This window comes from Luteitalea sp. TBR-22 (genome assembly GCF_016865485.1).
Classification (GTDB): domain Bacteria; phylum Acidobacteriota; class Vicinamibacteria; order Vicinamibacterales; family Vicinamibacteraceae; genus Luteitalea.
Window position 1 is genome coordinate 2,808,085 of sequence record NZ_AP024452.1, and the last position, 12,705, is coordinate 2,820,789.

Sequence of the window (12,705 nt, forward strand, 5' to 3'; positions counted from 1 at the left end):
CCGCCGCATTCATGCAGGGTCGCCTCATGCCGATAGGCAGGACATGAGGCTGCTCGGGCGTATTCCCGTCCTCGGGCCGTTCCTCGTCGAACTGCTCGCTCCCCACACCGTCGTCTACCGGCGTCACGGCGACCGTGAGGACCGTGTGCGCCGCCTGCGTGCGCAGGGGCTGGCGATGCTCACCATCGTCACTGGCCTGGCGTACCTGCTGTGGCTGGTGGGCGTGATCGACTGGAACCATCCGCTGATCGGCGGCGCCTTCCTTGGCGCCGAGATCGGCTGCCTGGGGTTGTTCGTGCTCGCGTCCACCGGTGCATGGCGGATGCGCTTCAAGCCGGTGGTGGCACCGATGGCCCTGAAGGCCGTGCCCACCGACATCCTGATCACGGTCTGCGGCGAACCGCTGTCGGTGGTGACGCGGACGCTGGAGGCCGCGCTCGCCGTGAGGTGGCCCGGCATCAAGACCGTCTACGTGCTCGACGACAAGGGGAGCGACGAGGTCGAGGCGCTCTCGGCGCGGCTCGGCGCGGTGTACGTGTCGCGCGCCAAGGACGGCGCCGGCAACAAGGACTACAAGGCCGGCAACCTGAACTACGGGCTGGCGCGGGCACGCGGCGAGTACGTGATGACCCTCGACGCCGATCAGGTGCCCGAGCCCGACATCCTGGAGCGCATGGCACCCTACCTGACGATCCCGCGGACCGCGTTCGTGCAGTCGCGGCAGTCGTTCCTGGTGCCCGAGGGCGACCCGTTCTACTGCCAGGACCTGGTCTTCTACAACACGCTGCAGCCGGCCTTCGACGCGCACGACATGGTGCTGTCGTGCGGGTCGGGTGTGCTGTACCGCCGGGAAGCGCTCGACGAGAACGGCGGCTTCGCCACGTGGAACCTCGTCGAGGACCTGACGACGTCCTACGAGCTCCACTCGCGGGGCTGGAAGTCGATCTACTACCCCTACCCGCTGGCGGCCGGCCTGGCGCCGGACACCGTGTGGGGGGTGTACAAGCAGCGCGGCCAGTGGGCCTTCGACACCATGCGCCTGTTCTTCTGGCGCAATCCGCTGGTGCAGCACGGCCTCGCGTGGCAGAAGCGCATCAACTACTTCATCATCGGGTACTCGTACATCACCGCGGGATTCATCGCGCCGCTCTTCTACCTGATCCCGATCTGGACGTACGTGACCGGGCACACGGTGCTCACCGGGCGCGAGATCGACTTCGCGCTCTGGCGCACGCTGTACTTCCTCACGATGACCCTGGCGATGCGGTGGCTGTTCCGTCACCACGAGCCGGGCAAGCAGTTCCAGATGCTCGTCGGGCTGTTCCCGATCTACGCCGCCAACACGATCCGCGCGCTGTTCTACCCGCGCAGCAAGCCGGGCTACACGGTGAACAACCAGAAGCCGGCGCGCCGCAAGCGCGCCTGGCCGCCCGTCGTGGCGCTGACGCCGCAGCTGGCGTTGCTGCTGGCCAACGCCATCGGCCCCTTCTACGCCCTGTTCATGCACACGACCTCGCCCCGCATCGTCGCAGCCAACGCCTGCGTGTCGGCGATGGCGATCTGGTCGCTCTCGCACGTCTGCATCGCCGCGCTCGACCGGCACAGCTGGCAGCGCGAGCGGGACCCGGTGACCTTCTATGCCCTCCCGGCCCGGCACTCGTAAGCTTCGCGTCGCGGTGGTGGCGCTGTGGCTCCTCGCGGCCCTGGCGGCCGCCTGGTGGATGGCGCCGCGACAGTCGCCGTCGGTGGTCGTCGAGGCGGCCAGGCTCCAGCGCGCTGGTCGTGTCGAGCAAGCCGCGGCGCTGTTGCGCGGGCTCTCGCCCGCGGACCTGCGCGACCCGGCCGTCCTCGAACTGCTCGGTGGCGTGGAGCAGGAGCGCGGGCGTCGGCGCGAGGCCGAGGCGGCCTTCGTCACCGCGCTCCGGCTCGACCCGTCGCGCACGGAAGCGCGCCTGGGCCTGGCGACGGCACTGCTCGGTCGTGGCGCGAGCCGAGAGGCGCTGCCCGTGCTCGCGGCGGTCGAGGTCCCGGACTCGTTGCCGATCCGCCACCGCTGGCTGTCGCTGGTGGCGCAGTCGGGCGATCCCGCTGCCCTTGCCGAGGCGGCCGCCCGCACCCTGTCGCGCGATCCCCGCGACGTGGTGGCGCTCGGTCGCGCGCTCGAGGCTGCGATGCAGGCGCACCAGTGGCCTCGCGCCATCGAGCTCGGGACGCGGCTCGCGTCGGTCGACCCGGCCGGACGCGAGGCGGCGCTCAACGCCGTCGCGACGGCCCAGGAGGCGTCGGGCGATCTCACCGGAGCGTACGAGACGTGGCGTGGGCTCGGCGACCGTGCGTCATGGCGCTCGCAGGCGCGCGTCGCGGCAGCACTCGGGCGCACGCACGACGTGATCGTCCTGTGGGAGCAGCATCCGGGCGAGACGCCGACGGCGGAGGAGCGTGCTGCGCGTGCCTGGGCGATGCAGCAGGCCGGTCGTGCCGCCGACGCCGACGCCGACTATCGCGTCCTGCTCGCGCAGGGCGCGCTGACACCCGAGGCACGCATCCGGTACGCCTGGTCCTTGGCCGAGCGTGGCAGGCGAGACGAGGCGGCCCGCGTCGCCGCGGTGCTCCCGATCACGCCCGCCTCCCGTGAACTGATCACCTTCACGTCGGCCTGGGCCGGCGACGACGCCAGGGCCGCGACGCTGCTGCCGGCGTGGCTCGAGGCGCACCCGCGCGACGCAGCAGCATGGGCATTGCTCGCCGAGGTGGCGCGCCGCCGCGGCGACGACGCGACGCGGACGCGGGCGCTTGCGCAACTGGCGGCCGTCGAGGGCGGAAGCGGCCCGGCGCTCCTGGCACTGGCCAGACACCTGTCGGCCTCCGGCCAGACGCATGCCGCCATCGCCGCCTACGAGCGGGCGGTGCACGCGGGCGAGAAGTCGCCCGAGGTGCTCGACCACCTGAGCGTGTTGCTCGAGCAGCAGGGCCGCACCCGGGCGGCGATCGACGTCCTGCAGCGCCTCGATCGGGCCGAAGGGCCGAGCGCCGAGCGCCTGGCGCGGGAGGCCCGACTCTGGCGGCGCGCGGGAGATCCTCGTGCGGCCGTCGACGCGTGGACGCGCGCGGTGGCCGCCAGGCCGTCGTGGGCCGACGATCCGGCCACCCAGGCCGAGATCGTCCGTGCTCACGCCGACGCCGCGTCGTGGGATGCCGCGGCGAAGGCGTTGCCGGTCGCGCTTCGCGGCCCGGTCGATCCGGACCTCCTTCGCGTGGCGGCCGACGTCGAGACCCATCGCGGGCAAGCCGGCCGGGCCGTCGATCACTTGCTGGCGTTGTCGCGGCACCGGAGCCTTACCCCCGACGAGCGTCGCTGGCTCGCCGGGCAGGCCGAGGCGGCCCAGCGCCCCGACGTCGCCCTCGCCGAGTACGACCGCCTGCTGGCGGCCTCGCCCTCGACGGCAGGCCTGTGGATCAAGATCGCCGAGCTCGAGACGCAGCGCGGACGCCACGGTGCGGCGCTCGACGCCTGGCGACAGGTGCCGGCCGCAGCGCGTGGCGAGACGTACTGGCGCCAGTACACCTGGGCGGCGGCGCGGGTCGGCGGTGAAGCGGCGATGGCGGCGTACGACGAAGCCTGGAGCAGCGGGCACGCCGATGCCGCCCAGTGCCTCGAGGCGGCGCGGCTGCACGCGGCCGCCAACCAGCCGCTCGACGCGCTGGCGTGGTACGAGCGCCACCTTGCCGCGCCGGGTTCGACGTCGGCGGGTCTGGAACTCGAACTGGCGCGGGCGCATCTGGGCGCCGGCCATCCTGCCGACGCGGCGCGCTGGGCGTCGCGGGCGCGGGCCGACGCGAGCGCGCGCACCGACGCGCTGTACGTCGAGGCGCAGGCACGTCACCTGGCCGGCGAACCGCGCGAGGCGGCGGCGATTCTCGAGGAGCTGCTGCGCGACACCAAAGCGCCGGCGCCGGTGACGGGCGAGTGGCTGGCCTGGCTGGCGCGCACGGCGCAGGCGCGTGGCCGGACGCTGGAGGCCTACGTGCGGTTCGGCGAGGCGCTCGCCCGCGGCGCCGCGCCGGCCTCGGAGTTCTGGCTCGCGCGCGGCGACCTCGCGCACGACCGCGGCGACCTCTGGCGGGCGCGGCAGGACTACACCGAGGCGTCACGCACCGGCGCGGAGGAGGCCGCCTCGCGACTCGAAGGACTCGCCCCCGAGCGGCGGCCGCTGATCGGGCTGCCGACCGAAGTCTTCTGGGACACCAACGACTTCCGTCATGCAAGTGCGGCGGGGCGCTTCTCGCTGTGGCCGACCGACCGGGCGCGAGTCACGGGCGAGTGGGCGACCGGACGCGTGAGCCAGGGCGCGACGGAGTTCGACCGGTCGGCCGGCACGATCCTGATCGACAGGCTGTATCCGACGGCACGGACGACGCTCGGCGGGCAGGTGGGCGTCGAGCAGGCACGCGGCAGGACGCAGCCCCTGTGGCGGGTCGACGGTGCGTGGCACCAGACGGGCGGCCAGGCCGTCCAGGTGGAAGCGTTCCGCGAGTCGCCCTGGCGTGCCGAGACGTGGGACGCCCGCATGCGCTACAACCGGATCACGGACCTGGCCAGCATCCCGGGCGACTTCCACGCGACGGGCGTGCGCGTCGGTGGCGTGCTGCCGATCACCGACCACCAGGAACTGCAGGGCAACGTGGCGATGCGCGACTTCAGCGACGGGAACCGGCAGTCGCAGGCCTACCTGCAGTACCAGCTGCCGTTGTCGAGCCGACGTGACACGTGGGTCGCCCTGCAGCCCTACGGCTACGTCGAGCAGTGGGCCCGCCCCGACCCGCGATACTTCAGCCCCGAGCAGCAGGTCACGGCGGGTGCGACGCTGCGGGCCATCGTCACGCGTGGGCCGTGGCAGATCGACATGTCGGCCACGCCGCAGTACCTCGAGAGCGAGAGCCGCCGCGGCTTCGGCTACTCGGCGGTCGGCAGCCTGCGCCGCGATGCCGGCCCGGTGTCGGTCGGCGTGTCCGGCATGGTGTTCGACGACCGCAAGATGGCCTATCGGGTGCAGCGGATCACGCTCGACGTGCAGGTGCCGATCGGACGATGACGCTCGCCCGCCCGGCCGCGGTCCTCCTGATCCTCGTGATCGCGACGGCAGCGGGGTGTCGCCCGGGTGGCCCCCCGCGCACGCCGGACGCGCGGCTCGGGGCACTGTGGTCCAGTTTCCTCGGCCGATACGTGCGCCCGTCCGGCGCGGTGGTCGATCCGCTGCGCGATGGCCAGGTGTCCTCCGAGGCGCAGTCCTACGCGCTCGTGCGCGCCGTGTGGATGCGGGATCGGGCGACGTTCAGGCGCGTGCTGGCGTGGACCGAGGCGCATCTCGATCGGCCGGACGGACTGCGTTCGTGGCTGTGGGACCCGGCCACGGGGCGGGTGCGCGACGCCAACACCGCCACCGACGGCGACATCGAGATCGCGTGGGCGCTGGCCCTGGCTTCCATCGTGTTCGACGAGCCGGCGTACGCCACGCGGGCCGCGACGCTGGTGCGGGCGATTCGCACGCAGACCGGCATCCCGGTCGGCGATGCCTGGTTCCCCTCGGCCGGCAACTGGGCGCGCCGCGAGCGCATCGTCAACCTCTCGTACTTCTATCCTTACGCGTTCGCCTGGTTCGCCCGCCTCGACCCGCAGGGCAGGTGGGAGGAGGCCACGGCCGTCGGCTACCGCCTGCTGGCGCGATCGCTGGCGTCGGACCCGGGAGCCCTGCCCGTCGACTTCAACATCGTCTCGCCCGACGGGGAACTGTCGGCGCTGCCCGAGGGGCACATGCTCGGGCGCACCTTCTCGTTCGACAGCATCCGCATCGTGTGGCGCGTCGACCTGGCCTGCCGGCTGCAGGCCGACCGGCGCGCCTGCGAGCTTGCAGCGACCCTCGCCCGGCGCCTCGACGGCATCCTCGCGCGCGATGGTCGCTTCGTGACCAGCTACGACGCGTCGGGCCGGCCGCTGACCCGCGAGACGTCGCTCAGCTTCCCGGCGGCGTTCCTGCCGGCCATGACCCGGGTGGTGCCCGAGCGTGCCCGCCAGTGGAGGGACACCGACCTGGGCGACGACGCGCTCGACGTGTTGATGCGCGCCGACGATCGCTACTACGACGCCAACTGGGCCTGGTTCGGCTTGGCCGCCGCCGACGGCTTCATCGAGCGACGCACGCCCGCCCTCGGCGCGCTGCGTGCTCCGGCACGCTGACCGCGCCCCCCGCGCGGCCCCCGACTCGTGGCCCGGGCCCTGTGGCCAGCGTCCGGTCCACGTGCGGTATAGTCGCCGCACAGCCATGACGACCCGACTCTCCCTGTCTGCGGCGTGCCTGTTCGCCACGCTGCTTGCTGCCACCCTCGCCGCGCAACAGCCGTCGGCGCCGACCGCACCCAAGCCGAGCCCGAAGGACACCGAGGTCTGGGATCCCGAGCCCCGGGTGGTCACGCCGGGAGCGACCGACGCCCAGGCGCCGTCGGACGCGATCGTGCTGTTCGACGGCAGGAACCTCGACGAGTGGGTGAACGTGAAGGGCGGCGGCCCCGCCGGCTGGACGGTCGCCGACGGCACGTTCACCGTGAACAAGCCGGTGGGCAACATCCAGACGCGGCGGGCCTTCGGCAGCTACCAGCTGCACATCGAGTGGCGCGTCCCGGCCTCGATCACCGGCAAGGACCAGGGCCGCGGCAACAGCGGCCTGTTCCTGGCCTCCACGGGCGGCGGCGACGCGGGGTACGAACTGCAGATCCTCGACTCGTACCAGAACCGCACCTATGCCAACGGGCAGGCCGCGAGCATCTACAAGCAGGCGATGCCCCTGGTCAACGCGATGCGCAAGCCGGGTGAGTGGAACGCCTACGACGTGGTGTGGACGGCGCCCGCCTTCAACGCCGACGGCACGCTGAAGTCGCCGGCCCGCGTGACGGTGCTGCACAACGGCGTGCTCGTCCAGAACGCCTACGAGCTCACGGGCGAAACGCTCTACATCGGCAAGCCGTCGTACAAGGCGCACGGCAAGTCGCCGATCAAGCTGCAGGCCCACGGCGATCCGAGCGAGCCCCTGAGCTTCCGCAACATCTGGGTGCGTGAGCTGAACTAGGCCGGCGCGCCGCGCCGGCGCGGTACGGGCGGGATCCCCGGCGGCCTCCCGTGACACGCGGTCGGCGACCGCGCCCGCGCCCACGTCGTCGATCGTGTCACCACTCCCCGAGCCCGCGTTGCCCGACCAGAGGCCCCCCGACACCCACGTGCGTGGCGTGGGGCTCGCGCTGTTCGTCCTGGCCGGGCTCTCGTTGATCGCGCCGCTGGCCAGCGGCACGACGATGCACCGCATCGGCTTCTTCCTCGTGCTGGCCGGGCTGCTCGAGGTGTACGACGGGTCGCGGCGGGCGCGCGACGCCGACGCGCGCGCGGCCTGGTCCAACGGCGCGAGCACCGCCCTCATCGGGTTGCTCGTGCTCAACGGCGGCTCGCTGGTGGCGGGCGCCTTCATGGTGGTGCTGGGCGCGTGGTTCCTGATCGATGCGCTGCGCTACGCGTCGCGCGGCGTGGCCGCCGTCAGGGCAGGGCGCGAGGGCGCCGATCTTCGCGTCTGGATCCTGCCGCTGCTCGGCAACCTGGTGCTAGGTCTGGCGATCCTGATCCTGCGCGAGCACCTGCAGCCGGTCACCATCGCCGTCACCGCCTTCCTGCGCATCCTGGGCTCGGCGTGGAACGTCCTGGCCTCGCCGATCCTCGCGCCGACCGACGCGGGCGACAGCGCGCTCGTCGACCTCGGACTCGCCGAGCACCCCGAGCTGATCGTCATCGCCAACCGCATCGAGGACGAAGAAGTCGCGCGCGGCCCGTTCGATCGCGAGTGGATCGTCGGCTTCACGGCGACGCTCTTCGCGCTGCACGCCGGTCGCATGGGCTTCGACCGCACCCTCGTCGGGCTGTTGTCGCCGTCGGTCGCGGTGCTGGGCGATTGGTGCATCGCGCTGCTGGTGGCGGCCTTCGTGGTCGTGCCGGCGCGGCTCGGCGTCCGCAAGCTGACGCGCCCCTTCGAGCGCGCGGCGTGGTCGCTCGCGCTCGGCGGGTGGCCGTCGCGCCTCGTCCGCATCGGCCAGCGCGCGACCAGGTTCTGGCTCGAGGCACGCCTGCGGTTCGCGATCAGGCTGCGACTGGCGAGATACTCGCCGCGCACGGCGCTGCGCCGCGGCCTGCGCATCGGGCTGCCGGTGTCGGCGGTGATTGCGGCGACGGTGCCGGTGTGGGGCATGAGCTGGTACTTCGACACGGAGAACTGGGCCGCGGGCGTCTGGAACTCGTGGGCGGAGGCCCGTACCGACACGTGGCGCGAGGCCATGGTGCAGCGCGTGCGGGCCAGCGGGCCGCCGGCCGCGGGGGCGCAGGCGTTCGCCGTGACGCCGGCGCACCTGCCGGCCCGCGGCGACTTCTCGTTCATCGTGATCGGCGACACCGGCGAGGGCGACGCGTCACAGCACGTGCTGCGCGACTCGCTGTGGCAGGCGGCGGCCCAGCCCGACGTGCGCTTCGTCGTGCTCTCCTCCGATGTCGTCTACCCGACGGGGGCGATGCGCAACTACGAGGCCAACTTCTGGCTGCCGTTCAAGGGGGTGCGCGTGCCCGTCTACGCCATTCCCGGCAACCACGACTGGTACGACGCGCTCGAGGGCTTCGCGGCGACCTTCCTCGAACCCTCGGCGGCCCGCCTGGCGATGCGGGCGCGCATCGAGGCCGACGAGCGACTCACCACCACCACCGACCACGACATCGAGGCGCTGATCGCGACCGCGGCCCGCCTCGGCCGCGAGTACGGCGTGCGCGTGGCGGGGCAGCGGGCGTCGTTCTTCCAGGTGCAGACCGAGGAGTTCGCGCTCATCGCCGTCGACACCGGCGTCGCGCGCCGCGTCGATGCCGAGCAGTGGGCGTGGTTGCAGTCGGCGCTGCAGGCTGCGCAGGGCAAGTTCATCATGGCGGTGCTCGGCCATCCGCTCTACGCCGGTGGTCACTACCTGGTCGATCGTGAAGACGACGATCCGACCGGGTTTGCCGCCATCCACGCCCTGCTGCGCCGGCACGGCGCAGCCATCGTCATGGCCGGCGACACCCACGATCTCGAGTACTACGTCGAACCGCCGGCCGCGGGCGCCGCGCCGAGGCCGATGTACCACTGGGTGAACGGCGGCGGCGGGGCGTATCTCAGCTTCGGCACGGCACTCGCGTGGCCCGACACGCCAGCGACACGCGAGTGGGCGCACTATCCGCGGCGTCAGGACGTGGCCGACAAGATCGAGGCCTCGACGCCGTGGTGGCGGCGTCCCGCGTGGTGGTGGACGCGCGACCTCGGTGCCTGGCCGTTCTCGGCCGAGTGGCTCTCGGCGTTGTTCGACTCCAACGAGGCGCCGTTCTTCCAGAGTTTCGTCGAGGTGCGCGTCGAGCCGTCGGCGCGGCGCGTGCGTGTGCTGCCGTGGGGCGTGCACGGCCGGCTGCGATGGAGCGACCTGCAGGCCTCGCCAGGATTGCGCCCGGCCGGCGTCGCCACTGACGCGCCGATCGAATGGCTGGTGCCGTGGCCCGACGGGCCAGCCGCAGCCCGGCCGACCGACACCCACGGCTCCGGGTCGTGATCGGCAATCGCTGGCGCTATTCCCACCGGAACACGCGGGCGGCAATCGCGGTGCCCGCGAGGAACATCGCGGTGAGCACCGTAATCTCGGTGAGGTGCGCCGTCCAGCCGTCGCCGCGCCACACGCCCCGCAGCAGCGAGACCGCGTAGGACAGCGGCAATAGGTGAGCCACGGCCTGCAGCGCGGGCGGCAGTCGCTCGATGCTGACGAACAGGCCCGAGAGTCCGAGCATCGCGTAGACGACCAGCGTGCTGAGCGGCTGCGCGAATCGCGCCGTGGGCACGAGACTCGCGATGATGAACGCGATCGAGAGCAGGCACAGCGTCGTGAACAGGAGCGCCAGCGCGAACGACGCCAACGGCACGCCGGCAGCCGGGCCGAAGCTGCGCGCGCCGGCCAGCACGAGCGCCGCGAGCGACACCGCGGTGAAGCCGAGCTTGACGATCACGTGCGAGAGCAGGATGGTCACCGGGTGCAACGGCGTCGCGCGCAGGCGCTTGAGGATGCCGCCCTCGCGATAGATGGCGACGATGGCCACCAGCGAGATCACCGCGCCCACCGCCGACATCACCGCCGCGAAGATCGGCAGGTCGTTGGAGAGCAGCGGTGGCAGCGCGCTCGGCGCGACGCCACGCCCCATCCGTCGCATCAGCAGGAAGAGCAGGATGGGGAAGCCCACCGTGCCGACGACCCCGAGCGGTTCGCGGAGGAAGATCTTGGTCTCGATCCAGGTGAGCGTCCAGAGTCCACGCAGCATGCCGTCAGTCTCGAATGGAGTGACCGGTGAGTCGGAGGAAGACGTCCTCGAGGGTGGCGACCTGTGACTGGAGCGCCACGACGTGCACGCCGTTGGTCGACAGGCACGCCAGCACGTCATCGAGGAAGTCCGATGAGGCGCCGTGCGCGGTGCAGCCGCCGGCCACCGGCTCGACGCGCGTGACCGAGCGGCAGGCGGCCAGCAGCGCAGGCATCCGGTGGTCGTCGGTCGTGATCCTGACGGCCTGTTCGGGGCAGTGGCGGCGCACGAGATCGGCGGGCGCCCCGACGTCGATGATCCGCCCGTGGTCGATGATGGCCACCCGGTCGCAGAGGCGCTCGGCCTCTTCCATCAGGTGGGTGGTGAGCACCACCGTCTTGCCACGTGACCTGATGCCTCGCACCAGGTCCCAGATGGCGCGCCGGGCCTGGGGGTCGAGTCCGGTCGTCAGCTCGTCGAGGAACACGACCTCGGGATCGTGGATGAGCGCGAGCGCGATGAACAGCCGCTGCTTCTGTCCGCCCGACAGCGTCATGAACCAGCTGTCGCGCTTGTCCTGCAGCCCCAACTGCTGCAGGAGCAACTCCGGATCGACCGTGTGCGCGTACAGGCGGCTCCAGAGCGTGACGGCCTCACGCACCGTGATGCGCTTCTGCAGGTGAGCCTCCTGCAGTTGCACGCCGATCCGCGGGTGCAGTGCGCGGGCTTCGCGCGCCGGATCGCGCGCCAGCACGCGGATACGCCCGGCATCGGGGCGGCGCAGGCCCTCGACGCACTCGAGCGTGGTCGTCTTGCCCGCGCCGTTGGGCCCGATCAGGCCGAAGATCTCGCCGGCGTGGACGTCGAACGACACGTCCTCCACGGCCCGGACCTTTCCGTACGCCTTGCGCAAGGACGCGACTTCGATGACGAGCGACACGCCGCTAGACTACGCCGAACCGGCCGCGTCACGACCGGGGTGCGGCCGGTCAGCCGCCTTGCCGGGCATGTGCCACGACGGTCGGGTTGGCGTGATCCGCTGCGTGCGGCCGGGATGGTTCCCGCGGAAGTGGCAGTAGAATCGCCGCTCCCACGGAGCGTCAGGTTGTCTTCCGCATCCTCCTCGCGACTCGCCGCCCTCGACGCCCTGCGCGGCCTGGTCATCGTGCTGATGGCGATCGACCACGCCCGCGACTTCTTCCACGCGGGCGCGATGACCGGCGTGCCCACCGACCTTGCCACGACCACGCCGCTGCTGTTCGCCACGCGCTGGATCACCCATCTGTGCGCGCCGGTGTTTGCCTGGGCTGCAGGGGCCGGTGCGTGGCTCCGCCTGCAGCGTCCCGGTCAGTCGCCGGGCGCGCTCGCACGCTACCTGGTCTGGCGGGGCCTCGGCCTGATCGTCCTCGAGGTCACCGTGATGCGCGTAGCGATGACGTTCTCGTTGTCGCCGACCTGGCCGGTCCTGCTGCTGGTACTGTGGATGCTCGGGGTGTCGATGATGGCGCTCGCCGCCCTGCAGTACCTGCCGTTGCGCCTGCTGCTGTGGGGGAGCCTGGCAGTGATCGCGCTGCACCACCTCGCCGACGGCATCCGCCCGGAAGCGCTCGGGGCGTGGGCCGGTCTGTGGCGCGTGCTGCACGTGCCGGGCGTCATCACGCCAGGTGGCGTGGTGGCCGTGGTCGGCTACCCGCTGGTGCCGTGGGTGGCCGTGATGGCGGCCGGGTTCGCGATGGCGCCGATTTTCACCTGGGCGCCCGAGGTCAGGCGGCGGTGGCTGCTGGCCGGTGGCCTGATCGGCGTGCTGGGCTTCGTGGTGCTCCGGACCCTGAACGTGTACGGCGATCCGTCGCCCTGGGCGCGGCAGCCGTCGGCGGTGATGACCCTCGTGTCGTTCCTGAACACGACGAAGTACCCGCCGTCGCTGGCGTTCCTGCTGATGACGCTGGGGCCGGCGGCGTGGCTGCTGGCCTGGCTCGACCGCCGCGCGCTACGGCCGTCCCACCCGTTCCTGGTCTTCGGGCGGGTGCCGCTGTTCTTCTACGTCACGCACTTCTTCCTGCTGCACGCGCTCGCGGTGGCGGCGGCGTGGTGGACCTACGGAGGCGCGGCCTGGTCGTTCGCCTGGATGCCACTGCCGTCGATGGGCGGCCCTGCGGCCGCCTTTCCGCCGGGGTTCGGCTACGCGCTTCCGATCACGTACGTCGCCTGGGCCGCCGTGGTGGGGCTGCTGTATCCGGCATGCCGCTGGTGGGGACGCCGGGACGTGCCGCGGACGCGGGGCTGACCTCGAGCGGAGCCCCGCGACCCGCGGT

8 protein-coding genes are annotated in these 12,705 nt (G+C 72.2%); 6 read left to right on the top strand and 2 right to left on the bottom strand.

Annotated features, from left to right (window positions below):
* Positions 1–43: 43 nt before the first annotated feature.
* From TBR22_RS11495 to TBR22_RS11515, 5 genes are all read left to right on the top strand, one after another.
* Positions 44–1,663, top strand: a complete 1,620-nt coding sequence (locus TBR22_RS11495) for a glycosyltransferase (RefSeq protein WP_239493127.1) — start codon at positions 44–46, stop codon at positions 1,661–1,663.
* A 16-nt stretch (positions 1,664–1,679) separates the two neighbouring features.
* Positions 1,680–5,093 carry a tetratricopeptide repeat protein gene (locus TBR22_RS11500; RefSeq protein WP_239493128.1) on the top strand — a complete coding sequence of 1,138 codons (3,414 nt, stop codon included), beginning with the start codon at positions 1,680–1,682 and terminating at the stop codon, positions 5,091–5,093.
* On the top strand, positions 5,090–6,235 hold the full coding sequence (locus TBR22_RS11505) for a glycosyl hydrolase family 8 (protein ID WP_239493129.1): 1,146 nt from the start codon (positions 5,090–5,092) through the stop codon (positions 6,233–6,235). The genes TBR22_RS11500 and TBR22_RS11505 overlap by 4 nt, the downstream gene beginning before the upstream one ends.
* Before the next feature lie 85 nt (positions 6,236–6,320).
* Positions 6,321–7,121, top strand: a complete 801-nt coding sequence (locus TBR22_RS11510; RefSeq protein ID WP_239493130.1) for a DUF1080 domain-containing protein — start codon at positions 6,321–6,323, stop codon at positions 7,119–7,121.
* 94 nt (positions 7,122–7,215) lie between these two features.
* On the top strand, positions 7,216–9,654 hold the full coding sequence (locus tag TBR22_RS11515) for a metallophosphoesterase (protein WP_239493131.1): 2,439 nt from the start codon (positions 7,216–7,218) through the stop codon (positions 9,652–9,654).
* 16 nt (positions 9,655–9,670) lie between these two features.
* Here TBR22_RS11515 and TBR22_RS11520 read toward each other — a convergent pair whose 3' ends face one another.
* Both TBR22_RS11520 and TBR22_RS11525 read right to left on the bottom strand, forming a co-directional pair.
* On the bottom strand, positions 9,671–10,411 hold the full coding sequence (locus TBR22_RS11520; protein WP_239493132.1) for an ABC transporter permease: 741 nt from the start codon (positions 10,409–10,411) through the stop codon (positions 9,671–9,673).
* Positions 10,412–10,415: 4 nt separating this feature from the next.
* The gene (locus TBR22_RS11525) at positions 10,416–11,330 is read right to left on the bottom strand and encodes an ABC transporter ATP-binding protein (protein WP_239493133.1); all 915 of its coding nucleotides are present in this window, start codon (positions 11,328–11,330) and stop codon (positions 10,416–10,418) included.
* 165 nt (positions 11,331–11,495) lie between these two features.
* Between TBR22_RS11525 and TBR22_RS11530 the strand changes: the two genes are divergently transcribed.
* Complete coding sequence (locus TBR22_RS11530; protein ID WP_239493134.1) at positions 11,496–12,677, top strand: DUF1624 domain-containing protein; 1,182 nt, start codon at positions 11,496–11,498, stop codon at positions 12,675–12,677.
* The last annotated feature ends 28 nt before the right edge of the window (positions 12,678–12,705 follow it).

Coding starts and splice junctions, on each gene's coding strand:
- TBR22_RS11505 (WP_239493129.1), top strand. CDS start 5,090: ATGACGCTCGCCCGCCCGGCCGCGGTCCTCCTGATCCTCGTGATCGCG.
- TBR22_RS11510 (WP_239493130.1), top strand. CDS start 6,321: ATGACGACCCGACTCTCCCTGTCTGCGGCGTGCCTGTTCGCCACGCTG.
- TBR22_RS11495 (WP_239493127.1), top strand. CDS start 44: ATGAGGCTGCTCGGGCGTATTCCCGTCCTCGGGCCGTTCCTCGTCGAA.
- TBR22_RS11520 (WP_239493132.1), bottom strand. CDS start 10,411: ATGCTGCGTGGACTCTGGACGCTCACCTGGATCGAGACCAAGATCTTC.